Annotated in this window: 25 protein-coding genes, 1 other RNA gene and 1 CRISPR repeat array; of the genes, 8 read left to right on the top strand and 18 right to left on the bottom strand. The window is 39.5% G+C overall.

What is annotated here, in order from left to right; all coding sequences use genetic code 11:
• Positions 1 to 136: 136 nt before the first annotated feature.
• Positions 137 to 397, top strand: coding sequence for a YfhL family 4Fe-4S dicluster ferredoxin (locus GTK47_RS09135; protein WP_075673672.1), 261 nt, complete (start codon positions 137 to 139; stop codon positions 395 to 397).
• 40 nt (positions 398 to 437) lie between these two features.
• Here the strand turns inward: GTK47_RS09135 and acpS are convergent, their stop codons facing one another.
• The 12 genes from acpS to GTK47_RS09075 all read right to left on the bottom strand — a co-directional run bounded on the left by acpS (position 438) and on the right by GTK47_RS09075 (position 11,021).
• The gene (gene acpS / locus GTK47_RS09130; protein WP_098942282.1) at positions 438 to 818 is read right to left on the bottom strand and encodes a holo-ACP synthase; all 381 of its coding nucleotides are present in this window, start codon (positions 816 to 818) and stop codon (positions 438 to 440) included.
• On the bottom strand, positions 818 to 1,549 hold the full coding sequence (gene pdxJ, locus GTK47_RS09125; protein WP_075673670.1) for a pyridoxine 5'-phosphate synthase: 732 nt from the start codon (positions 1,547 to 1,549) through the stop codon (positions 818 to 820). The genes acpS and pdxJ overlap by 1 nt, the downstream gene beginning before the upstream one ends.
• A 69-nt stretch (positions 1,550 to 1,618) precedes the next feature.
• Entirely contained in the window at positions 1,619 to 2,359 is a 741-nt protein-coding gene (gene recO, locus GTK47_RS09120) for a DNA repair protein RecO (RefSeq protein ID WP_075673669.1), read from the bottom strand.
• A 9-nt stretch (positions 2,360 to 2,368) separates the two neighbouring features.
• Positions 2,369 to 3,277: a GTPase Era gene (era, locus tag GTK47_RS09115; RefSeq protein ID WP_109392973.1), complete on the bottom strand. Its 909-nt coding sequence runs from the start codon at positions 3,275 to 3,277 to the stop codon at positions 2,369 to 2,371.
• The gene (rnc, locus tag GTK47_RS09110) at positions 3,274 to 3,954 is read right to left on the bottom strand and encodes a ribonuclease III (protein ID WP_069367822.1); all 681 of its coding nucleotides are present in this window, start codon (positions 3,952 to 3,954) and stop codon (positions 3,274 to 3,276) included. The genes era and rnc overlap by 4 nt, the downstream gene beginning before the upstream one ends.
• A gap of 195 nt (positions 3,955 to 4,149) precedes the next feature.
• Positions 4,150 to 5,121 carry a signal peptidase I gene (gene lepB / locus GTK47_RS09105; RefSeq protein WP_165122852.1) on the bottom strand — a complete coding sequence of 324 codons (972 nt, stop codon included), beginning with the start codon at positions 5,119 to 5,121 and terminating at the stop codon, positions 4,150 to 4,152.
• 14 nt (positions 5,122 to 5,135) lie between these two features.
• Positions 5,136 to 6,932 carry a translation elongation factor 4 gene (lepA, locus tag GTK47_RS09100; RefSeq protein WP_165122851.1) on the bottom strand — a complete coding sequence of 599 codons (1,797 nt, stop codon included), beginning with the start codon at positions 6,930 to 6,932 and terminating at the stop codon, positions 5,136 to 5,138.
• A gap of 301 nt (positions 6,933 to 7,233) precedes the next feature.
• A complete protein-coding gene (gene rseC, locus GTK47_RS09095) occupies positions 7,234 to 7,698 on the bottom strand; it encodes a SoxR-reducing system protein RseC (RefSeq protein WP_165122850.1) in 465 nt (154 codons plus the stop codon).
• A gap of 13 nt (positions 7,699 to 7,711) precedes the next feature.
• Complete coding sequence (gene rseB / locus GTK47_RS09090; RefSeq protein WP_165122849.1) at positions 7,712 to 8,680, bottom strand: sigma-E factor regulatory protein RseB; 969 nt, start codon at positions 8,678 to 8,680, stop codon at positions 7,712 to 7,714.
• 47 nt (positions 8,681 to 8,727) lie between these two features.
• The gene (rseA, locus tag GTK47_RS09085; protein ID WP_241256090.1) at positions 8,728 to 9,354 is read right to left on the bottom strand and encodes an anti-sigma-E factor RseA; all 627 of its coding nucleotides are present in this window, start codon (positions 9,352 to 9,354) and stop codon (positions 8,728 to 8,730) included.
• A 38-nt stretch (positions 9,355 to 9,392) separates the two neighbouring features.
• On the bottom strand, positions 9,393 to 9,971 hold the full coding sequence (rpoE, locus tag GTK47_RS09080; protein WP_006533574.1) for an RNA polymerase sigma factor RpoE: 579 nt from the start codon (positions 9,969 to 9,971) through the stop codon (positions 9,393 to 9,395).
• 294 nt (positions 9,972 to 10,265) lie between these two features.
• Positions 10,266 to 11,021: a tRNA1(Val) (adenine(37)-N6)-methyltransferase gene (locus GTK47_RS09075; RefSeq protein ID WP_165122847.1), complete on the bottom strand. Its 756-nt coding sequence runs from the start codon at positions 11,019 to 11,021 to the stop codon at positions 10,266 to 10,268.
• A gap of 264 nt (positions 11,022 to 11,285) precedes the next feature.
• On the opposite strand from GTK47_RS09075, the gene srmB reads away from it, so the two are divergent.
• Positions 11,286 to 12,650 (top strand): ATP-dependent RNA helicase SrmB, encoded by a 1,365-nt coding sequence (gene srmB, locus GTK47_RS09070; RefSeq protein ID WP_227003135.1) that lies wholly within the window; start codon positions 11,286 to 11,288, stop codon positions 12,648 to 12,650.
• A 165-nt stretch (positions 12,651 to 12,815) separates the two neighbouring features.
• Here the strand turns inward: srmB and grcA are convergent, their stop codons facing one another.
• On the bottom strand, positions 12,816 to 13,199 hold the full coding sequence (gene grcA / locus GTK47_RS09065) for an autonomous glycyl radical cofactor GrcA (RefSeq protein WP_023581591.1): 384 nt from the start codon (positions 13,197 to 13,199) through the stop codon (positions 12,816 to 12,818).
• Positions 13,200 to 13,533: 334 nt separating this feature from the next.
• Between grcA and ung the strand changes: the two genes are divergently transcribed.
• Positions 13,534 to 14,214 carry a uracil-DNA glycosylase gene (ung, locus tag GTK47_RS09060; protein ID WP_109401894.1) on the top strand — a complete coding sequence of 227 codons (681 nt, stop codon included), beginning with the start codon at positions 13,534 to 13,536 and terminating at the stop codon, positions 14,212 to 14,214.
• 117 nt (positions 14,215 to 14,331) lie between these two features.
• Here ung and grpE read toward each other — a convergent pair whose 3' ends face one another.
• On the bottom strand, positions 14,332 to 14,943 hold the full coding sequence (gene grpE, locus GTK47_RS09055; protein WP_165122846.1) for a nucleotide exchange factor GrpE: 612 nt from the start codon (positions 14,941 to 14,943) through the stop codon (positions 14,332 to 14,334).
• Between the two features lie 100 nt (positions 14,944 to 15,043).
• Between grpE and nadK the strand changes: the two genes are divergently transcribed.
• The 3 genes from nadK (at position 15,044) to bamE (ending at position 18,168) form a co-directional block, all read left to right on the top strand.
• Entirely contained in the window at positions 15,044 to 15,943 is a 900-nt protein-coding gene (gene nadK / locus GTK47_RS09050; protein ID WP_083629114.1) for an NAD(+) kinase, read from the top strand.
• A gap of 87 nt (positions 15,944 to 16,030) precedes the next feature.
• The gene (gene recN / locus GTK47_RS09045; protein ID WP_165122845.1) at positions 16,031 to 17,692 is read left to right on the top strand and encodes a DNA repair protein RecN; all 1,662 of its coding nucleotides are present in this window, start codon (positions 16,031 to 16,033) and stop codon (positions 17,690 to 17,692) included.
• A 113-nt stretch (positions 17,693 to 17,805) separates the two neighbouring features.
• Positions 17,806 to 18,168, top strand: a complete 363-nt coding sequence (gene bamE, locus GTK47_RS09040; protein WP_088495022.1) for an outer membrane protein assembly factor BamE — start codon at positions 17,806 to 17,808, stop codon at positions 18,166 to 18,168.
• Positions 18,169 to 18,374: 206 nt separating this feature from the next.
• Here bamE and GTK47_RS09035 read toward each other — a convergent pair whose 3' ends face one another.
• Together GTK47_RS09035 and GTK47_RS09030 are read right to left on the bottom strand one after the other, a co-directional pair.
• Positions 18,375 to 18,668, bottom strand: a complete 294-nt coding sequence (locus tag GTK47_RS09035) for an RnfH family protein (RefSeq protein ID WP_165122844.1) — start codon at positions 18,666 to 18,668, stop codon at positions 18,375 to 18,377.
• Positions 18,661 to 19,095, bottom strand: coding sequence for an SRPBCC family protein (locus GTK47_RS09030; RefSeq protein WP_006533588.1), 435 nt, complete (start codon positions 19,093 to 19,095; stop codon positions 18,661 to 18,663). Before GTK47_RS09030 ends, GTK47_RS09035 begins: the two co-directional genes overlap by 8 nt.
• A gap of 156 nt (positions 19,096 to 19,251) precedes the next feature.
• On the opposite strand from GTK47_RS09030, the gene smpB reads away from it, so the two are divergent.
• Both smpB and ssrA read left to right on the top strand, forming a co-directional pair.
• On the top strand, positions 19,252 to 19,734 hold the full coding sequence (smpB, locus tag GTK47_RS09025) for an SsrA-binding protein SmpB (protein WP_088495016.1): 483 nt from the start codon (positions 19,252 to 19,254) through the stop codon (positions 19,732 to 19,734).
• Positions 19,735 to 19,793: 59 nt separating this feature from the next.
• Positions 19,794 to 20,160, top strand: a transfer-messenger RNA (tmRNA) gene (gene ssrA / locus GTK47_RS09020).
• A 213-nt stretch (positions 20,161 to 20,373) separates the two neighbouring features.
• Positions 20,374 to 22,683: a CRISPR direct-repeat array (repeat unit 28 nt; unit sequence TTTCTAAGCTGCCTATGCGGCAGTGAAC).
• 151 nt (positions 22,684 to 22,834) lie between these two features.
• Here the strand turns inward: ssrA and cas6f are convergent.
• Both cas6f and csy3 read right to left on the bottom strand, forming a co-directional pair.
• Positions 22,835 to 23,479, bottom strand: coding sequence for a type I-F CRISPR-associated endoribonuclease Cas6/Csy4 (gene cas6f / locus GTK47_RS09015; protein ID WP_165122843.1), 645 nt, complete (start codon positions 23,477 to 23,479; stop codon positions 22,835 to 22,837).
• 9 nt (positions 23,480 to 23,488) lie between these two features.
• Entirely contained in the window at positions 23,489 to 24,472 is a 984-nt protein-coding gene (gene csy3 / locus GTK47_RS09010; protein ID WP_165122842.1) for a type I-F CRISPR-associated protein Csy3, read from the bottom strand.
• Positions 24,473 to 24,479 lie beyond the last annotated feature (7 nt).

Raw genomic sequence — 24,479 nt, 5'->3', positions numbered from 1 at the left:
GATTGGGGTAATATTCCTATTTGAATGATAAAACACTACTTTATCGGATATAGCGACACAAAACTGATAGATGGTAACATATAAGTGCAAGATATAAGTTACTGAAATTTAATAATTTATATATTAAGTGACTGATATGGCTTTATTAATTACGAAGAAATGCATCAACTGTGATATGTGTGAACCAGAGTGTCCAAATGATGCGATTTCAATGGGGGATGAAATTTATGAAATTAATCCTGATCTTTGCACTGAATGTGTAGGACATTACGATAAACCAACTTGCCAATCGGTTTGTCCGATTACTAACACGATCATCACTGATCCTGCTCATACTGAATCTCAAGATGAATTATGGGAAAAGTTTGTGTTGATCCACCACGCAGATAAGATCTAAACCTTAATCGATGATTTTGTGGGTGATAAATCTAAGAGAGCTATTTTTCTAAAATAACTGTCGCACAAGCATAACGCTGTTCATCAGCAAGTGTTACGTGAATAGAGTTTATCCCCGCTTTCTCTGCCATCTCTTTTGCAACAGCTAAAAAATGCAATGTGGGTTTGCCTAACTCATCATTACGCACTTCAAAATGATTGAAAGCCAATCCTAAACGAATACCCGTTCCTAATGCTTTTGCCGCGGCCTCTTTTACTGCAAACCGCTTAGCTAAAAAACGTATTGGCTGTTTATGAGATTGATAAATTTCCCATTCAGTATCAGTAAGAATGCGACGAGCAAGGCGTTCACCAGAACGCCCTATAATCTCTTCGATACGTGATATCTCGACAATATCCATACCTAAACCAACAATAGCCATTAGCGACGCGCTTCTCGCATTAAGCGTTTCATTTCTTCAACCGCTGGCGCTAATCCACTAAATACAGCTCTACCAATAATAGCGTGACCAATATTCAGTTCATACAATTCAGGTAATGCAGCAATACGTTGCACGTTATGATAGTGCAGACCATGTCCTGCATTCACTTTTAAACCTTTAGATGCGGCATAAGTGACTGCATCTCGAATACGGACAAACTCTTTTTCTTGAGCCATTTCATCTTCAGCGTCAGCATAAGCGCCAGTGTGGATCTCAATAAAAGGCGCACCAACACGGTCAGCTGCGTTAATTTGCTCATGGTCAGGATCAATAAATAGAGAAACTTTGATACCCGCTAAAGATAAGCGTTTAATTGCATCAGCAACTTTTGCTTCATTGCCAACAACGTCTAATCCACCTTCTGTGGTTACTTCTTGGCGTTTTTCAGGTACTAAACAGCAAAAATCAGGCTGAGTTTGACAAGCAATCTCGATCATCTCTTCAGTGACAGCCATTTCCAAATTTAATCTTGTCTGAACTGTTTGGCTTATCAGCATTAAGTCACGATCAGTGATATGACGTCTATCTTCACGTAAATGGATAGTAATACCATCAGCACCAGCTTGTTCTGCAATAAAAGCCGCTTGAACCGGATCGGGATAAGTTGTGCCACGGGCATTACGAAGGGTGGCGATATGGTCAATATTAACGCCAAGTAGAATATCAGACATGCTCTTCTCCTGAAAAATAACGTTGCATTACCTTAGTTTACACATTCCATAGAGAAGAAAAAGACAATATTACTGTTCTGCCATCAATGCTCTTTTCTTTGGGGCTTTTTTAATGGCAAATTGTCTAAAAAGTTCTCTACTTTTTAATGGTTTTCCGCCTAAATAGGGCTTCAATGCCATTCGAGTAAACCTTTTCGCCGCTTTTAATGTTTCAACAGTAGGAAATTCGCGACTGGCTAAGGATTTTAATTCAAATCCAGTAAAACTATTATGATCAACCACTAAACTCGCAATAAAGCCTTTTTCTTCTCGATAACGATAAGTCATCGAATCTGAAACTGGCTCTCCACTTCCCGCACAATGCAGAAAATCTAAGCCATAGCCAAGTTGTGTTAATAACGCGAGTTCAAAGCGTCTCAGTGCAGCTTCAGGTGTAGTATCGCTAGCAGCAAGAATTTGCAAACAGGAAAGGTATTCAAAAAAAAGTACACTATAAGACGTACCATTTTCTAAAACACGAGACAATAACTCATTAAGATACAAGCCACTGTATAGTACAGAGCCTGTCAGAGGTAATGCTAAAGAGATAGGTTCAGCATCACGAAGTGTTTTAACTTCTCCTCGCCCACTCCAACGAATGAGCAAAGGAGTAAAAGGTTGAAGTGCCCCTTTTAAGGGTGAACGACGGCCTCGCGCACCTTTTGACAATATGCGTACTCGCCCTTCATTTTCAGTGAAAAAATCGAGTAACAAACTCGTTTCACTGTAAGGTCGAGCATGGATAACAAATGCACGTTGCCAGCCATCCACTTCAGTTACCTACTTTAAATCGTCCACATAGCCAAGGCTACGTAAAGCACGTTCATCATCAGCCCAACCCGCTTTGACTTTCACCCAAAGTTCTAAGTGAACTTTGTTTTCAAATAAGTCTTCCATATCCATACGGGCTTCAGTACCAATTTTCTTGATTTTCACACCTTTATTACCAATAACCATTTTCTTCTGGCCTTCACGCTCAACCAGAATTAATCCGTGGATATCATAACCACCACGCTCATTGGTAACGAATTGTTCGATTTCAACCGTGACAGAATAAGGCAATTCTTCACCTAAAAAGCGCATCAGTTTCTCACGAATAATTTCTGACGCCATAAAACGCTGAGAGCGATCAGTAATATAATCTTCAGGGAAATGATGAGTCGCTTCTGGTAAACATTTACGTACGATTTTCGCGATCGTATCGATATTCATGTCTTTTTCAGCACTGATTGGTACAACATCAAGAAAATCCATTTGTTGACTTAAAAAGCCAATGTGTGGAAGTAACTTGGTTTTATCAATCACGTTATCCACTTTATTAATTGCTAATAAAACAGGGCAACGTAATGATTTTAATTTATTTAATACCATTTCGTCGTCAGGCGTCCAGTTGGTGCCTTCAACAACGAAAATAACCAATTCAACATCACCAATTGAACTGCTTGCTGCACGGTTCATCAGTCTATTGATGGCTCGCTTTTCTTCAATATGCAAGCCCGGTGTATCCACATAAATCGCTTGGTAAGCGCCATCTGTATCAATACCCATGATACGGTGACGTGTAGTTTGCGGTTTACGTGATGTAATAGAAACTTTCTGTCCCAGTAATTGGTTCAGTAGTGTTGATTTTCCCACATTTGGGCGACCGACTATCGCAATAAATCCGCAATAGGTTTGTTCTTCGCTCATTCAAGCTCCAGTTGTATTAATGCCTGTTCAGCAGCGGCCTGTTCAGCTTTACGACGGCTTGTACCCATCCCTTTGACAGGTTGTTCGATACCGCTTATCTGACAATGGATCGTAAACTCTTGATCATGGGCTTCGCCACGAACCTGTACCACAATATAAGAAGGTAATGGTAAATGACGGCCTTGCAAATACTCTTGCAAACGAGTTTTAGGATCTTTTTGCTTATCGCCTGGACTGATTTCAGCCAAACGATTCTCATACCAATTTAAAATAATTTTTTCGATATTTTGAATATCACTATCGAGGAAAATGGCACCAATTAAAGCTTCCACCGTATCCGCTAAAATTGATTCCCGACGAAAACCGCCGCTTTTTAATTCTCCAGGACCTAAACGTAGACATTCGCCTAGTTCAAATTCACGCGCTAATTCAGCGAGAGTATTTCCACGAACAAGCGTTGCTCTCATTCGACTCATATCACCTTCATCAACACGAGGAAAGCGATGATAAAGTGCGTTAGCAATTACATAGCTTAGAATTGAATCACCTAAAAATTCCAAACGTTCATTATGTTTACTGCTGGCACTACGATGCGTTAAAGCCTGTAGTAATAATTCATTTTGCGTAAAAGTATAGCCCAGTTTCTTTTGTAACTGGTTTACTAATAAAGTATTCATGTGCGATCAATTTCCATAACTTAATTTGAAGCACACGCAACAAATCTGTTTAAGACAACGAGAAATTATCGAGTTGGATAACAGAACTGTTGCGTTTGCACTGGCTCCTGTCAATAACAGGAGCCAATCATATTTAAAGAAGCGACATATTCTACACTTAGATAAGCAGGAATGCTGTCGCTATTTTGTTAATTATTACTTAATGCCACCGATACGGCTAAAACGAACGCCTGTTGGCCATTCATTCTCTACTTTTTCAAAGCTCATCCAGATTGTTGTCGCTTTACCGACTAAGTTCTGCTCTGGAACAAAGCCCCAGAAACGACTATCAGAGCTACCGTCTCGATTATCACCCATCATAAAGTAATGACCTTCAGGAACAATCCACGTACCAACAGGTAATCCGGGTTGAATAAACTCTGGCATCGTCATATCACCGGGTATTGTCATAATACGATGAGAGACTTTATCAATAGTTTCTACTCTTTCTTCTTCACGTAATTGAGTTGCTGTTGAAATAGGCTCCTCAATTGGAATAGATTTCATACCATTAATACGCTGACCACCCGGCACATTTTGTAATAACAACGTCCATTCACTTGGGTACGCAGTACCGTAAGTTACTGAAATTTCTTCATTGCAAATGGCTTTATCACAATTTGGATAGACATGAAGTTTTTTCGACATCATATCATAAACGATTTTATCGCCCGGTAATCCAATAACACGTTTAATAAAATCAGTAGAAGGATCTCGAGGATATTTAAATACTGCGATATCGCCTCTTTTTGGCTTCCCTGTATTAATTAACGTTGTCTGTGTAATTGGATCTTTTAATCCATAAGCAAACTTTTCAACCAAGATAAAATCGCCAACCAACAAGGTTGGCATCATGGAGCGAGAAGGTATTTGAAACGGCTCATACACAAATGAACGCAGAACCAAAACAATAATCAAGACTGGGAATAAAGAGCCTAATGTCTCCGCCCAGCTTGGCTTATTAATTGATTTTGCTAACTCTTGCTGATCCTCGGTCCCTTGCGTCATCTCTTGAAGACGCTTTAGTTTTGCTTTTCGGGCAGGCTTGAGCTTAAAGCGCTCAATTCCCCAAAAAACTCCCGTTATTAGCGTTGCCAGCGTTAGGATCAAGGCAAACGTGTTAGCCATGTTTTCTCCTTAAATTATTTATCTTTACCAACATGAAGGATGGCTAAAAACGCTTCTTGTGGTAGCTCTACGTTACCAATTTGCTTCATACGTTTTTTACCATCTTTCTGTTTCTGTAACAGTTTCTTCTTACGGCTAACGTCACCGCCATAACATTTGGCTAATACGTTTTTACGTAACTGTTTAACAGTTGAACGAGCAATAATGTGGTTACCAATTGCCGCTTGGATGGCGATATCAAACTGTTGACGTGGAATAAATTCTTTCATTTTTTCCACTAACTCACGGCCACGATAAGGTGCATTATCGTTATGTGTAATCAATGCTAAAGCATCAACACGCTCACCATTAATCAAGACATCTACACGTACCATGTTAGAGCCTTGGAAGCGGATAAAGTTATAGTCTAAAGAAGCATAACCGCGTGATGTTGATTTTAAACGGTCAAAGAAATCTAATACCACTTCAGCCATCGGAATTTCATAAGTCAATGAAACCTGATTACCATGATAGACCATATTGGTTTGAACGCCGCGTTTTTCGATACATAAAGTAATTACATTACCTAAGTATTCTTGCGGTAATAACATATGACATTCAGCAATAGGCTCTCTGATTTCTTCAATATTATTCAGTGGTGGCAATTTAGACGGGCTATCCACTAATACAATATCACCGTTAGTCATTTCAACTTCATAAACTACGGTTGGAGCCGTTGTAATCAGATCAAGGTCATATTCACGTTCTAAACGTTCTTGAATGATCTCCATGTGCAGAAGACCCAAGAAACCACAACGGAAACCAAAACCTAACGCGGTTGAGCTTTCTGGCTCATAGAATAATGAAGCATCATTTAGGCTTAATTTACCTAATGCATCACGGAATGATTCATAGTCGTCAGAGCTAATTGGGAATAAACCGGCATAAACCTGCGGCTTAACTTTTTTAAAGCCAGGTAGTGGTTTATCTGCTGGTTTTTGGGCTGCTGTTAAGGTATCCCCAACTGGCGCACCTAAAATATCTTTAATACCACAAACAACCCAACCTACTTCACCACAATTTAATGATGTCGTATCAATTTGTTTTGGTGTAAAAATACCAATACGGTCAATGTTATAAATCTGACCAGTGCTCATTACCTTGATTTTATCGCCTTTGCTGACTTTACCGTTTTTAATACGGATCAGTGAAACAACACCAAGGTAGTTATCAAACCAAGAGTCAATAATCAGTGCTTGTAATGGAGCGTCTGCATCACCTTCAGGTGCTGGAATTTCTTTAACAAGGCGTTCGATAACTTCTTTAACGCCAATACCTGTTTTTGCAGAACAACGCACTGCATCTGTGGCATCAATCCCCACAATGTCTTCAATCTCTTCAGCAACACGCTCAGGCTCTGCTGCTGGTAAATCTATTTTATTTAAAACAGGAACGACGGTGAGATCCATATCCATCGCTGTATAGCAGTTAGCTAATGTTTGCGCTTCAACCCCTTGCCCAGCATCTACGACCAATAAGGCACCTTCACACGCAGCGAGTGAACGAGATACTTCATAAGAGAAGTCAACGTGTCCAGGGGTATCGATAAAGTTAAGCTGATAAACTTCACCGTCATCAGCGGTGTAATTCAAGGTTACGCTTTGCGCTTTGATTGTAATACCACGTTCACGCTCAAGATCCATAGAATCAAGAACCTGCGCAGCCATTTCACGATCTGATAAGCCACCACAAATTTGAATAATTCGATCTGATAACGTCGATTTACCGTGGTCAATATGTGCGATAATGGAAAAGTTACGTATGTTTTTCATTCTGAAATTATTTTTCTCTATTGCTTTGCTCTATAAATCTGGCTTTGGAGTCATTCATGGACACAAAGCGAAAACTCTATATTGCAGGAGTTATTATTGATGACGCATTCTACACACTAGAGACATTATACTCAAAGAAACGTTCATCAAACACAAACATTTATGCTAAGACTTGCATTTATTTGTAATTTTTTGCGAGTATTTTCTAGATAAAGAAATGCGTTAATTTAAGATGAGTATTATTACAAAAGCGGCATGATAAAAATAATGGAGCAAATGCCCCATCTCTTTAATCAACTCATTATTCTTGAAATTGAACTTTAAGTTCATGAGGTGGAAGCCCTATTTGCAACACAATAGGTTCAAAGCCTTCATCTTTACTCCACCAAGTCGCTACTTTTTTGGCAAATAAAAAACCAAGAGCACCGCCCACAAGTCCACTGCAAAAAATAGCAAACTCACTCGAAAGCCAAAGGCTCGCAATGCCTGCAACGATAAATAAGCCAATAAGTGGTGTTAAATACACCAGCATTGCGGAAAGAAGTAGATTATTTTCAGGAATACCCACTTCCACTTTTTGCCCTTCGACTAAGGGCTGTGCAACGGGAAGTTCGAGTTGATGAACTGTCTCTGGCCCTATTTTATTTAATAAATAAGAGCCACAGGCAGCGCGAGCTTGGCAACTACCACAGCCAGAAGAAGAGCCGTAGCGTAATAAAGCACGTCCTTCATGCCAATGTATAACTGTTGCCCACTCTTTAACCATAACTTATACCCTTTTACTTTTTCGTAAATACAACACTATTAACTATTGCTTGTGCCGTAGGAAACGGTAACTGACCAATAAAGGTAATTTCATTACCTTCTTTGTCATAGGTATAAATTGTATTACGACCATACCTTAACATTTTATCACGTTCGGGCGAATTAACCTGTTGACCACCTTTATTAACATAAATAGAGAAGTCAAATAAACCATCGCTAAATAAAATCGACTGACTAAACTCAGTTTCAGAGATCTGATGGTTACTGCGTTTTACCTCTTTAAAACCTTCAGGTAATTTACTAACTGACCAGTTATAAACCAATGGCTTAGCTTTTGGTACAAGTAATAAAGGAGGCATATTGACGGTACGTAACGAATTAAGCTTAGTTCCGACTTCACTTCCTTCATTAACCGTGATCACTCTAAATTGTTCAATAATGTCATTATTCTTATCTAACAGATCGACTCTTAAAGGCAGATATCTTTCTTCATCAATAAACAAGACATAATCGTAGCGGTCATTGTTTTTCGATAGCACACGAACAACTCGGCTTGGAATATCACCAATATGCGTTCTACCTGCATCAATAAAATTATAATAACCCGATAATTCATTGAAATCTTGATAAATAATAGAAGGAATATAATCGACGATATGATCATTTCTTAAGCTGAAGGCATCTAAACCGGGTTCAAAATAGCTGATTTCATCGCCACGCTGAACAATTTCACGCCGAGTGCTATCCATTTGCATTAATTGTGCAAGTGGTTTGCCATCAATAAGAGTGTGACGGTAGCGAATAGGAACAATACCTTGAGAATTGATATTGATAAAAGATAATTCATAGGTAGAGCTTTGACTTGTCTGACCCATCTTTTGCAACAAAGCCTCGACACTACCTGTTTGAGGTTGCGCCAAGGCTTGTATCGGCATTGACAGGCTGCCCACCAGCAATAAGGTGGATAACCATGATTTTTTCATTACGACTGTTTCATTCCCACACGTTATTTATACATTCACATCTATTATTACTGTGCTACTACAGGTTGAGTGTCACCTTGAGCGCTGATTGGCGCTTCATTTTGTGGTGCATTATAGATACGACGATCTAACTCATACTGTTGCAACATTAATCCAAGGCGCTGATTACGCTCTTGTAAACGTGTTTGCTGGTCTTTACCTAAAGTATCGTTTTGAAGATTTAAACTTACAGGCGAACCTGAACCCATAATAGGTTGAGTATTAAATACAGGTGTATCTACTTGGAAATCTTCAGAACCACTTTTTCCATTATATTGCTGAACACCAACAATAACAGCTAATGAAACACAAGCCGCGACACCGATTTGAGTTAACTGACTTGCCCAAGGACGTAACGTTTGTAAGAAAGAGTGCTGACGCCATTGCGATGGCGCAGGTTGCTGCTCTCGTTGTTGTTCAGGACTTATGCGAACAGGTTCATTCTCTAAAGCGAGCGCAACGCGACTTGCGATATCGAAGTGGACTACTTCACCAACATCACCACGCATTGTGTCACGAATTAAATGGTAGCGTTGCCATGTCTCTTTCATAGAGTCATCACGAGCAATTGTACCCATTAATTCTTTATCAAGAACTTCGCCATCCATAAATGCAGAAAGTTTTTCTTTTTGCATATAAAAGTACCCTTCAGTCAATGATGGTTCACCCACAATTAAAACTCTTGTATTAATGGTTGAACCTTATTATCAATAGCTTCTCGCGCCCTAAAAATACGTGAACGTACTGTTCCGACAGGGCAATCCATAATGACCGCTATCTCTTCATAGCTTAGTCCGTCAAGTTCCCGAAGTGTAATAGCAACCCTTAAATCTTCAGGTAATGACTCTATGGTGTGAAAAACCACTCTCCGTAACTCTTCAGACAACATTAAATTCTCAGGGTTCGAAATTTCTTTTAGTGCATTTGGTGATTCGAAGTTTTCAACATCACTCGCATCTAAATCATTCGAAGGCGGACGCCGCCCCTGTGCAACCAGATAATTTTTTGCTGTATTCACAGCAATGCGATAAAGCCATGTATAAAAAGCACTATCTCCACGGAAAGAACCGATGGCACGATAAGCTTTAATAAAGGCTTCTTGCGAAACATCTGGCACATCGCCCTGTGGTACATAACGGGAAATCAGGCTTGCTACCTTGTGTTGATAGCGGATAACCAGCAAATTAAAGGCTTTCTGGTCACCATTTTGTACCTTTTCAACCAACATTTGGTCCGTTAACTGCTCGCTCATTAGAGATGGACTCTCCCGAAGTCAAGCTTCGCACTATTTTTAAATGACTCCGTCATATTTACTCTCGTTATTCCTTCTCGTTTTATGAGCTACTAGACTTGGAGTGCAAAAATAGTATGAAGTTCAATTCAATCATTATTTTAAGAGATGAATCACAAAAAATCATCATGGTGATCACCCAACCAAAATGCAATTTGCCAATAAAAAAACGATAACACAATGATATTATTTAAATATATACGATTACTTACAACAATATATATTATCTTAAACAATGTATTATTAAATATAGATTTAATAATATAAATAAAAGTCAGTCACCCAAGAGCGAAACTTATCAGTATAATGCCCTTCATTATTACGAATAATAAGTTCATCTATACTACATTCAACACTGCTTTGATTTTGTCTTTGAAATGCTAACAAAATTCGATGATAAGGTTTATCTGCACTATCTTTAATATTAACGCGTTTTGCAGTATTCCACTCCTTTTTTTCTGCAATTTCAATAAATTGCTCACCAATAGAGTAAGGTAATACCACACAGAACAAACCATCTTCGGTGATAAGTGATTGCGCACTATCCAGCAATCCCTCATGCGTTAAGGTTTTGGTATAACGCGCTTGCTCACGAACATCATTACGACAAGCAATTGCGGGTTCAAAATAAGGAGGATTACTTACAATCAAATCATACTTGTTTTGCACTTGTTCAGCATAATGATAAATATCATCATGATGGATATGAATAAGTGAGCGCCATTGTGACTCTTGAGCATTTTCCGCAGCTTGTGATGCTGCTTTTTCATCAAGTTCAATACCATCTATGCGCTCAATTTGGTTCGCTCGTTGAGCCAGCATTAATGCGATTAATCCACTCCCAGTACCGATATCAAGCGCTCTTTTTACATTATCGATAGGTGCCCAAGCCCCTAATAAAACACCATCTGTACCCACTTTCATTTCACACTTATCATGAGCAACAAAAAATTGTTTAAATGTAAAACCGCCTTTGCGTAATCCTGCTTTTTTCACTTTCTTTTGATTCATTTATTGGCTCTATTGATTCGTATTACTATCTCTTTTTTATTACTTATCATTCATGTCATTGAAAAAGAGATATATGGTATGATAACGCTTCTGCAACCCCTATCTTAACATTAAACTATTTGTATACGATGCACGCTTATTTAGATTAAGCCTAAAAACAACGAATACCTTCGTCTATCGGTAATATATAATGTGATAGCGGTAAATCCTCTGGCTTTTAGCGGGGGATAATGTCAAAATCCGCGCCCTAAACAGAGGTATACAATGACAGCCACGACATTTTCCAGTCTTGAACTTGATGAAAGTTTATTGACCGCATTAGAAGAAAAAGGATATCAACGTCCTACTGCTATTCAAGCAGATGCAATTCCTGCCGCAATGGATGGACGCGATATTTTAGGCTCTGCGCCAACAGGCACAGGGAAAACTGCGGCTTTTTTGCTTCCGGCAATTCAACACTTGCTTGATTATCCACGTAAAAAATCAGGCCCGCCACGTATTCTTATCCTGACACCAACTCGCGAACTTGCTATGCAAGTTGCAGAGCAGGCAAAAGAATTATGTGCGCATACACATTTAGATATCGCCACTATCACAGGCGGTGTTGCTTATATGAATCACGCTGAAGTCTTCAGCGAGAACCAAGATATCGTTGTTGCAACAACAGGTCGTTTATTACAGTACATCAAAGAAGAAAACTTTGACTGCCGTGCTGTGGAAATGCTGATTTTAGACGAAGCAGACCGCATGTTAGATATGGGTTTTGCTAACGATATCGAAACAATTGCAGGCGAAACTCGCTGGCGCAAACAGACATTACTGTTCTCCGCAACACTAGAAGGTAATGCGGTTATTGATTTTGCACAGCGCATCCTCAACGAACCAGTTGAGCTTAATGCTGATCCATCTCGCCGTGAACGTAAAAAAATTCAGCAGTTCTATTATCATGCTGATAATCTCGAACATAAAACAGCGTTGCTTGCTGCACTATTGAAGCAAGACGATGTTAAAAAATCGATTGTCTTTGTTCGCAAAAGAGAGCGTGTAAGAGAGCTTGTCACTGCGCTAGAAAAACAAGGTATTAAATGTAGCTACCTTGAAGGTGAAATGGCGCAAACACAGCGTAACGATGCGATCAAACGTTTAGAATCAGGCAAAATGAATGTACTTGTTGCCACAGACGTTGCTTCTCGTGGCCTTGATCTAGATGACATCACACACGTTTTCAACTTTGACTTACCTCGTACTGCAGATGTTTACTTGCACCGTATTGGTCGTACAGGACGCGCAGGTCGTAAAGGTATCGCTATTTCATTAGTTGAAGCTCACGATCATCCATTATTAGGGAAAATTGGTCGTTACGTTCAAGAGCCTATTAAATATCGTGTTGTTGCTGAACTACGTCCAGAAACCAAAGCACCAAGCCTGAAAGCAACATTCAAACCTTCTAAAAAAGTGCTAGCTAAACGCAAAGCGAAAAAAGAAGAAGAGAAAAAAGCGGTTAAAGAAAAAGTGCGGACTCGCGATCGTAAAAATATCGGTAAACGTCGCAAAGCAGTTGCTGAGCATACAGAAAAGAAAGTGGCTCCTACTACACCAGCAAAAGAAACGAATACTGATAACGAATAATCTGTACTCTTTTTGATCTTATAAAAAAACCGTAGCTATATAACTTAGTTACGGTTTTTTTGTTATTCTCTCTTTTTTCTTATTTTATATAGAAAAGTAGAAAAAAAGAAAAAAGCCCGATATTTTCATATCGAGCTTATTATTAACTTATTACTTTAGTGAAAATTACAGGCTTTCTGTGAAAGTACGAGTAATAACATCACGTTGTTGTTCTGGAGTCAGTGAGTTAAAACGCACTGCATAGCCAGAAACACGAATAGTTAATTGAGGATATTTCTCAGGATTGTTAACAGCATCTTCCAGTGTTTCACGGCTTAATACGTTAACGTTAAGGTGTTGACCACCTTCTACACGAACAACCGGTTTAGATTCTACAGGCACTTCACGGTATTCGATATTGCCTAACTCTTTACGGTTAATTACTTGACCTTCTTCAAAGCCTTTTTTAGCACAGATGCAACGAGCTTCGCCGTTTTCATCATCTAATAACCAGAAAGAATGTAATAAATCGTCGTTATCAGCTTTAGTAATTTGGATACCAGTAATCATTTCGACCTCCAATGTGGGCACAAAATCAAATTCTGATCTCATATCAGAACTTGGGTATTTGGTCTAACCAATGTTTCTGTCTACTTATATACCAGTATAAATGGCGTCATTCCTTGATAAATATCAATAAAATTCATAAGCACTTTAGCTCACAGGGTGCAAAGTGTTGTTTTAAATCAATAATCACTCATGACTGATTTGCAATTTTTTTTGTAAATTTTCAAATAAAAGTTGAGAAATCAATTAATTCTTATTTTTAGGTCGTAATATTTTCATTCCCCTGATGAAATCGGTAAGCTTAGACACCATAAGATATCAACAAGGATTTTAGGTTATGACTACACCATTAACTTGGCATGATGTGATAGGCACTGAAAAAGAAAAGCCTTACTTTCATCAAATTATGTCTCAAGTCGCACAACAAAGAGCAGCAGGTAAAATCGTTTATCCACCTCAAGAAGATATTTTTAATGCCTTTCGTTTTACGCCTTTTGATAATGTGAATGTAGTTATTTTAGGGCAAGATCCTTATCATGGCCCTAATCAAGCACATGGCCTTTCTTTTTCAGTACGACCAGGCGTGCCTGCGCCTCCTTCGTTAGTCAATATGTATAAAGAGCTTGAAAAAGAATACCCTGATTTTAAACGCCCCAACCACGGCTATTTAGAAAGCTGGGCAAAACAAGGTGTTTTATTACTTAATACCGTATTGACCGTAGAGAAAGGCCAAGCTCATTCTCACGCTAACTATGGTTGGGAAATCTTTACTGATGCAGTGATTGAGCAGATCAATCAACGTAGAGAAGGGGTTATTTTTTTACTTTGGGGCGCCCATGCTCAGAAAAAAGGCCGTTTTATTGATACCAATAAACACGTTATTTTAAAAGCACCTCATCCATCACCACTCTCTGCCCATAGAGGCTTTTTAGGTTGTGGCCATTTCAAACAAGCCAATGATATTTTACAGCAGCAAGGTCGCACACCGATCAATTGGCATCTTGATCCTATTGAATAATATCGCCTTTTAAAACATAAAACCGCACAATAACAAGAATATTAAATAATCTTCGTATTGTGCGGTTTACTTTATCTACATGTAATAACAGATGTGATAACAGATGCTTTATCGATATTATTTAGAAACGATAACCATAGCTGGGCGTAATAAACGACCATTTAAGGTATAACCTTTTTGCATAACATCGACCACATGATTGGATTCATGTTCAGGGCTATCAATTAAAGTCATCGCTTGGTGAATTTCAGGGTTGAATACCACATTTTTTTCTTCAACCACTTCGATACCAAATTTACGAACTGCATCTAAGAATGATTTCAGCGTTAATTCTAACCCTTCAATCATTGGCTTTAATGCCTCATTTTCATGATCAGCCGCAGATAAAGCACGCTCTAAATTATCGAGTACAGGCAATAACTCATTAGAAAATTTCTCAAGTGCAAATTTATGTGCTTTCTCAATATCTTGTTGAGTACGACGACGCACATTTTCAACTTCAGCTAAAGCACGAGCCATAGCTTCACGTTCTGTTTTTTGTGATTGCTCAAGCTGTTTTTCGAGAGAATCAACACGCGCTAATGCTTCCACTAATTCAGCTTGAGCATTAAAGTCCGCTTGTGCTTCTTCGGTCATTGCTGGCTCTTGAGACTCATTCATTGCAGATCCCATTCCTTCTTTTTCTTTTGAGGCTTGCTCTTCATGTACATTTTGTTCTTTACTACTCATGAACATCTCCGCGTAGTTTTAGTATTCATCTTCATATTTAGTTTATTATGGGGATCAATAAACGGGTTTCAAGGAATTGGCGCAAAACGAGGGTAAAAAAATGCCAGACAATACCGTAACGGAAGAAAAACACTTTAAATGCATTGGCATTGTTGGTCATCCACGCCACCCTGAAGCAATTTCAACTCATGAAATGCTCTATCATTGGCTATTGGCTCAAGGCTATGACGTTATTATTGACACACAAGTTGCTCAAGAATTAAAACTAGAAAATGCACAAACTGGTGATTTAACACAAGTTGGCAAAGTTGCCGATCTTGTCATTGTTGTTGGTGGTGATGGCAATATGCTTGGCGCTGCGCGTGTTTTATCTCGTTATAATATCAAAGTGATTGGTGTTAACCGGGGTAATTTAGGTTTTCTTACTGATCTTGACCCTGATAATGCTTTACAGCAATTAACTAACGTATTAGCGGGGCATTATCGCGAAGAAAAACGGTTCTTACTTGAAGCTCGAGTCTGTGCTGAAGGTCAAAGAACACGCATTGGTACAGCAATCAATGAAGTCGTGCTTCATCCCGGCAAAGTCGCTCATATGATTGAGTTTGAAGTTTATATTGATGATCGCTTTGCTTTCTCTCAACGTTCTGATGGCTTAATTATCGCAACACCAACGGGATCAACCGCCTACTCACTTTCTGCGGGGGGCCCTATTTTAACGCCAAATCTTGATGCTATTGCGCTTGTGCCTATGTTTCCACATACCTTATCAGCACGTCCTTTAGTTATCAGCAGTGATAGCCAAATTCGCTTAAAATTCTCACAAACAAATATCGATTATGAAGTTAGTTGCGATAGCCAATTAGTGTTACCTATTAAAGAAGGTGATGAAGTTATTATTAAGAGAAGTCGCCAAAAACTCAATTTAGTTCACCCTACTGATTACAACTATTTTAATACACTCAGCTCAAAATTAGGTTGGTCGAAAAAAATGTTCTAATTTTTGTGCCTCCCTACTTTACTGTATAAAAAACCAGTTTATACTGTATGTAATTACAGATATGTTTTTATACACAGGAGAGGCACTATGCTGACTCAATTAACCATTAGTCATTTTGCCATAGTCCGTGAACTTGAAATCGATTTTTCTGGTGGCATGACCACCATTACAGGCGAAACTGGCGCAGGTAAGTCTATTGCAATTGATGCTCTAGGTTTATGCTTAGGTAACCGTGGTGATGCCAATATGGTGCGCCCAGGTGCAACTAGAGCCGATTTATGTGCACGATTCTCACTCTCTGATACGCCATCAGCACAACACTGGCTTGAAGAACATCATCTTGATGATCATAACGAATGCCTATTAAGAAGAACTATCTCTACTGATGGGCGTTCTCGTGGTTTTATCAACGGTACTTCCGTACCACTTTCACAATTAAGAGAGCTTGGTTCATTACTTATTCAAATTCATGGGCAACATGCTCATCAGCAACTTTTAGAACCTCGTTATCAAAAACAACTGCTTGATATCTATGCCCATGAGCCTGCTTTATTAAAAAACATGAAGTCGGCTTATCAAACATGGCATCAAAGTTGCCAAACTTTAGCTGCTTTTCAACAACTCTCTTTAGAACGAGAAGCAAGACAGCAATTGGTTGATTACCACTTAAAAGAGCTCAATGAATTTCAACCAGTGCAAGGTGAGTACCCAGAATTAGATCAAGAATATAAACGCCTTTCTAACTGTGGTCAGTTTTTAACGCTAAGCCAAAATAGTTTACAAATTTTAAGTGACAACGAAGAGCAAAATGTTTTAAGTATGCTCAATGTGGCTAAGCATGAAATTACTGAACTAACCTCAATGGAAAGTCAGTTCAATTCATTATTAGAGATGCTAGAAGAAGCCACTATCCAAATTAGTGAAGTAAGCGATGAACTTCGTCACTATAGCGATCGCTTAGAGATGGATCCTAATCGCTTATTTGAAGTAGAAAAACGCATGTCTAAGTATATTAGTTTGTCACGTAAACATCGTGTCGCGCCTGAGGAACTCTATGATCTTCATCAGCAATTAATTGAAGAGAAAAATGCTCTACTTCGTCAAAATGATGATTGTGAGGCTTTAATAGAACAAGTCAAAGCTGACCACTTAATTGCATTAGATGTCGCAAAACAATTGCACCAAGTTCGCCAACAATATGCGAGTGAATTAAGCCAACTTATTACTAACAGTATGCATCAGTTATCAATGCCACATGGTTATTTTACTGTTGATACCCATTTTGATGACAGCTCACTACAAATCGATGGTGCTACAAAAGTTGAATTTAATGTCACCACAAATCCGGGGCAACCTCATCAAGCACTTTCTAAAGTAGCTTCAGGGGGTGAGTTATCACGTATTGCACTCGCAATCCAAGTGATCACAGCTAAAAAAATGGATACTCCAGCACTTATTTTTGATGAAGTTGATGTGGGTATCAGTGGTCCAACGGCGGCTATTGTAGGTAAATTACTACGTGAGTTAGGTGAGTCAACTCAAGTTATGTGTGTCACTCACTTACCTCAAGTTGCAGGTTGTGGTCACCAACACTATTTCGTCAACAAAGAGACAAATGGTGAAGAAACTGAAACGACCATGAAATTGTTATCGAAAAAAGAACGCTTACAAGAGCTAGCTCGTTTATTAGCAGGTAGTGAAGTCACTAAAAATACCTTAGCAAATGCAAAAGATTTGTTGGCTGCATAACGATTAACAAACTTTTATTGATATTTAAGGTCATAGGCAGAGCGTGAAAGGTTTTCAATTGCTGCGTTGTCGATTATCATCGTCACTATGACCCTAAAAGGAATGTAATAACCATGCGTTTTAAACTGTTAAAAGTTGCCGCCTTATCTTTAGTCGTAATGACTTCAGGTTGCTCTATGTTCGAGAGACTGGTTTATCACCCAGATATCAATCAGGGAAATTATTTAACGCCAGCCGAAGTCGCAAAAGTTCAGCAAGGAATGACACAGCAGCAAGTTCAATTTGCCCTTGGTACGCCAATGCTTAAAGATCCTTTCGGAAGCCAGACTTGGTATTATGTTTTCCGCGAAGAGCCTGGTCATCAAGAAGTACGTCAAGAGACTCTCACTCTGACTTTTGATAGCAATGGCATACTGACTAAGATTGATAAGCAAGGCAATATGCCTAACTTCTCAGCACCTGCAACAAAATCGTAATGCGATTGCAGTGCTAAGAAAACTTAGTTTTGTATAAGATTGGCAAAAACGAATTGCACCCCATACGTTAAATCTGACGTTGGGGTGTGTTTTTATAAGGAGAAAATGCTTTATAACAGTGTTGTCTTTTCTTGTATCTGTCTGTAATCAAATGACCTATCAATGCAGTATATAAAACTCCCGCCTATTAGGCAGAAAGCATAATATCAATCCGCTTTTTGTTGTGCTTTTTCAGCGCGTTTACGACGCATTTCTTTAGGATCAGCAATTAAAGGTCGATAAATTTCAATTCTATCGCCATCTCGCACATTATCGCTTAATTTTGTTGGTCGACTATAAATACCCACTTTATTCTTAGTCAAATCAATATCATTACAAATCGTTAAGATATTTGAAGCAATAATAGCTTGTTCAACCGTGTCCCCTAACGTTAGTTCAACAGGGATAAGATACTGCTTATCGGGCAACGCATAGGTTACCTCTACCCATATTTTAGTCACGATAGATCTCTTTCGCTCTGTGAGTAAACGCCTGAACCATATTGTTCGTTAAATCTTTAAAAATACGTCCAAAAGCCAACTCAATTAATTTATTAGTGAATTCAAAGTCTAGCTGAAATTCTATCTTACACGCATTATCATCGAGTGCGGTAAACACCCACCCCCCAGTTAATTTACGAAAGGGGCCATCAACAAGACGCATATCAACACGTTCATTAGTCTTTAAAAAGTTATGGGTAGTAAATGTTTTACTAATTCCCGCTTTAGAGACATTTATTGATGCAATCATTTCTTCTGGTGTGCTTTTGATCAGTTTACTTCCAACGCATCCTGGTAGAAAATCAGGATAAGTAAGAACATCATTAACCAGTTTAAACATTTGCTCTGTGCTAAAAGGGACAAGAGCAGATCGACTAATCTGAGGCATAGTTATTCCTGTACGACAACACTGTGTGTGATCATATCATTGAACAGTGACTAATTAAAAATCTAATGGAATATAGCTTAAGTTTTATGCAATTGAAAAGAAAACAGTCGGTTAAATGATTTCTTTCTATTGCTCATACAGTATAATGTGGACATTATGACAAAGAAAAAATCACACAAACCTGGTTCTGCGACCATTGCGTTAAACAAACGTGCTCGCCATGAATATTTCATCGAAGATGAGATAGAAGCGGGCTTGGCGCTCCAAGGCTGGGAAGTTAAATCACTGCGTGCCGGTAAAGCAAACATCAGTGATAGCTATGTTATCATGCGTGATGGCGAAGCTTATCTTTTTGGTGCAACCATTACTCCTTTAAATGTTGCATCAAGCCATGTCGTTTGTGACCCGACTCGTACCCGTAAACTATTATTAAAGCAACGCGAATTAGATTCACTTTACGGTCAAATCAACCGTGATGGTTACACCGTTGTTGCTCTTTCTCTTTATTGGAAAAACGCTTGGTGCAAAATCAAAATTGGCGTTGCAAAGGGTAAGAAAGATCACGATAAACGCGATACCATTAAAGATCGTGAGTGGAAATTAGACAAAGCACGTATCATGAAAAATGCTAACCGCTAAATTGCGTTAAGTACTAGCAATTACAAGTATTTTTCTGATATACTCGCTTTCAACAACTTGGGGCTGATTCTGGATTCGACGGGATTTGCGAAACCCAAGGTGCATGCCGAGGGGCGGTTGGCCTCGTAAAAAGCCGCAAAAAAGATAGTCGCAAACGACAATCAGTACGAAGCACTAGCAGCTTAATAACCTGCTTAGAGCCCTCTCTCCCTAGCTTCCGCTCTTAAGACGGGGATCAAGAGAGGTCAAACCCAAAAGAGATCGCGTGGAGACCTAGCTTGGGGTCAAAGCGTTAAACTTAATCAAGCTAGCTTATTCATGGCGCGTCTGTCCGCAGTGGGTAAGTGAAATTAAAGATAGACTAAGCATGTAGTACCGAGGATGTAGAAATTTCGGACGCGGGTTCAACTCCCGCCAGCTCCACCAAATTATCTTCTAAGGACGTCCAAAGAAGACTGAAAAGCCCGCTAACTCAATGAGTTGCGGGCTTTTTTATGTCCTGCGCAATCTGATGTCACCTAATTAAATCCAATCATCTTAGGCACCTTGATAGGCACCTCGTTAAGCAGATTAGAAAATACTCAAAAGAAACAAGAGTATCAGTAAGTTGTTCACTGTTTAAATAAACGTGAATCTGTTTTTCTAAGCTGCCTATGCGGCAGTGAACCCCTCTACGCATGACGCCTGAAATGCGAGAGATTTCTAAGCTGCCTATGCGGCAGTGAACGCGATGATCATGAGCAATATAAGCGGAAGAATTTTCTAAGCTGCCTATGCGGCAGTGAACTTGAAAATCGTAGTTGGCGCACTAAATACCGTTTTCTAAGCTGCCTATGCGGCAGTGAACGCCGCAGTCTGTGCATTGCTTGCGGCGTTTTTTTTCTAAGCTGCCTATGCGGCAGTGAACCCTTATCACTTGCGGCTCGTGTTCCGCTTGAATTTCTAAGCTGCCTATGCGGCAGTGAACACCTAATACTGAGCTAGCCACAGAATTTAGTTTTTCTAAGCTGCCTATGCGGCAGTGAACCACTAATTATGCTTGATGTGAACAACTGTTACTTTCTAAGCTGCCTATGCGGCAGTGAACAGAACCTAATTCATTTGCAACATCTTTAACTATTTCTAAGCTGCCTATGCGGCAGTGAACCATTTGTCGAAACCTTACTTACATTTGCCAATTTTCTAAGCTGCCTATGCGGCAGTGAACGTAATACAACGTCTTCACTATCTACACTATATTTTCTAAGCTGCCTATGCGGCAGTGAACAACTATCCATTCTAACAGCGTAGTTAATAAATTTTCTAAGCTGCCTATGCGGCAGTGAACGAAAGCTCAAGAGCAAGAGATAAAGCTCTTGATTTCTAAGCTGCCTATGCGGCAGTGAACATCATGAGAGGTATATAAACGCCGGTACACTTTTTCTAAGCTGCCTATGCGGCAGTGAACAATTACAGCAGTCGGCACAGCGACAGCGTTCGTTTCTAAGCTGCCTATGCGGCAGTGAACTCATGGGCGCCACGCTTTGGTGATGTGGAATCTTTCTAAGCTGCCTATGCGGCAGTGAACAAAGTTACATTTCAATCACTATAACGCTGTTATTTCTAAGCTGCCTATGCGGCAGTGAACAATTGCCGATATGGGGCAAATGCTCGTCCGTTTTTCTAAGCTGCCTATGCGGCAGTGAACAAAGGGCACTAGCTACAGTGGATACCTGATATTTTCTAAGCTGCCTATGCGGCAGTGAACCTGATTTTATCGAGTATATGCTATTTTATAATTTTCTAAGCTGCCTATGCGGCAGTGAACAGTATGCACCGCCAATTGAGAACAATACTAATTTTCTAAGCTGCCTATGCGGCAGTGAACATTAGCACCAGAACGAGCCAGCTCATTACTTTTTTCTAAGCTGCCTATGCGGCAGTGAACTCTAAGATAGTCGGACGAGTGCGAGGGGTGCATTTCTAAGCTGCCTATGCGGCAGTGAACCATCAGCAACAGCGATGATGTAACCGGGTTGCTTTCTAAGCTGCCTATGCGGCAGTGAACACTTTAGTGAAGTGTATCGAAGAATAGTGCTTTTTCTAAGCTGCCTATGCGGCAGTGAACTAGAACCTATTTTTCGTTTTGTTCCATCAACATTTCTAAGCTGCCTATGCGGCAGTGAACAGTATAAATCCATTAATAGAATTTTCCTTACTTTTCTAAGCTGCCTATGCGGCAGTGAACATGGTTATGTGAATGGGGATGTGTCGGCAGAGTTTCTAAGCTGCCTATGCGGCAGTGAACTCTGAATTGTATGTAAGACGTGATGAGCTGGTGTTTCTAAGCTGCCTATGCGGCAGTGAACAAGAAGAGCAAAAGATAAAAATGATGTTGGATTTTCTAAGCTGCCTATGCGGCAGTGAACTTACCACCTTTACCCACGTACATTGGTGTTTTTTTCTAAGCTGCCTATGCGGCAGTGAACTAATTGAGGGTGCGAAAGATATTATTCATGCATTTCTAAGCTGCCTATGCGGCAGTGAACATAAAGGAAATGATTGACTACAAGGCATCAACTTTCTAAGCTGCCTATGCGGCAGTGAACAATACATCGGTGATTAATACTTGCCAATCTTCTTTTCTAAGCTGCCTATGCGGCAGTGAACCATTGCACTTGAAACTACAGGGAATGCTCCTATTTCTAAGCTGCCTATGCGGCAGTGAACCGCATACAGAACAGATTTTAGATAACCCGATGTTTCTAAGCTGCCTATGCGGCAGTGAACAACCATTTGCAGAATAATTTGTGTGCATCAAATTTCTAAGCTGCCTATGCGGCAGTGAACGTTTTGCGGGTTCGCCCTTGTTCATCCAAGACTTTCTAAGCTGCCTATGCGGCAGTGAACTAGATAAAAACTCAGGTCTTACTTTTTCGTATTTTCTAAGCTGCCTATGCGGCAGTGAACAATAGCATTATCACGAAAAAACAAGCTACAGCAAGGCGTTAGCAATGTTTAACCTTTTTTACCTTATTAAAAATGCCTGCATATAGCTTGTTGTTTTTATTGCGATTTTTAAAGAGCAAAAAATAAAGGGTTTCACCATTGATTACTTAGACTAAAACCAAGGTACAAAAGTCTGCTTCCCTTTTTCTTTTTGGCTCAACCCATAACAAGAAAATGTGTTGCTATTACCCAATTGCGAATTTGACTTATTACATTGAATAAAAAGCATAAATTTATGACGCAATTGAGGTTCAGTAGGTGTTGATAAACTTTGTACATTAATATATGGCAATTTACTTTCACCCGATTTTTGCTCAATTGATGCTAAAAGTTCCACTCGCATAGTATCTTCATCAACACCATGTTTTTGTGCTAAGTAGGAAGTTCGGCGTTCCAGTTGCTTTAAGCGACGCTGTTGAGATTTAGGATTATGGCGCGTAAAACAGGCATATTCCTCAACATCACTCGGTACTGGTTTCACTGGTTCAATACGTACATAATCACTCAATCGCTGCAACCATTTCGCCACATCTAAACGCGAAAGTGACACTTCGGTTTCTGTGAATAAACGCAATTGATCCCCTAATGGGAAAGTTTTATCGCCATAAGCAGGAAAACTCAGCCCAACTTCTGATACATTCGTGTCTAACTTATGCTCTACCAACATCAAATGTATTTGTTGATACACTTTCTCCCAGATAAAGCCTAACGAAATCTCAGCTGCAGGAAGTAGTGTAATATCTTGATAATACTTCATTTCCCGCCCTTATTCACCAAAGACACCACCACGGATCAGCATCGCCATAATGTAATGTTGTTGCTCTATTGTTGGTAATTGGTCTTTCAACATCCAACCATCCAGCAACTTATAAAAGTCCATTTTATCTTTAGGTTGACGATACGCTGCACCTCGATTTGTGACAGAACCATAAGGTTCAATCGCAATTGGACCGACTTCTTCAACGGCTGAATGCCAAGTATCAATAGTTCGAAGGGCATTACCGATTTTTTGCGAGTGCATTGCTGCTTGCCCACTCAACTGATAAAGAAACTTGCTTTTATCGCCTTTACCTCCACCCATTACCAGTTCTTGAGATGGAAAGACTTGCTGACCTTCACCAAGCTGCGAGTAAGCAATGATATTCAAAAACATGGCTTCGCCCTGCAAACCTTGTTGGATCAACTCAGCTAACTCATCCACTTGCTTATTGCTTTTAAACTCATGCAAATTGTAATCGTAGCTTTCAAATATGAACTTTTTATCTGCTACATTCACTTCCACACTCACATTTTTTGCACCCACACGGTTACGCCATAAGAACCGACCATTAGCAATATTTATCGCATAACGTTGTGCCAGCTCTTTAAACTTAGTTTCATCTTGGTAAGCTTGGATTTTTTCTGCTAAGGCTTGTTGATAATCTGGGGAATTACAGGTAGATGGTACATCCAAACCACCCAATATCCGTAATGAGAAAACAACTTTTAATGTATCGGTATCATGAGATAACGCGGCTGTATCTATTGTTTGTATATTTGCTTTTGATACCTCAGCATCTAATTTTACAGGATCATTAGCCAACGCGGATTTAAGACGATTGGAAATAGTACCTCGTACTGTTTTTTCGCCAATCATGATCGGTGACCATTCATTTTTACCCCAGTTACCTGCAAACATTAGTGCATCGGATGGGATCAATTTAGCTTCAAAAGCGAGTACGGATGGAGTTTCTAATTTTTTATTAGCCATTATTTCA

This window comes from Proteus sp. ZN5, from assembly GCF_011046025.1.
In the GTDB taxonomy this organism is placed as follows: Bacteria; Pseudomonadota; Gammaproteobacteria; order Enterobacterales; family Enterobacteriaceae; genus Proteus.
This window is presented reverse-complemented; position numbering and strand designations above follow the sequence as displayed.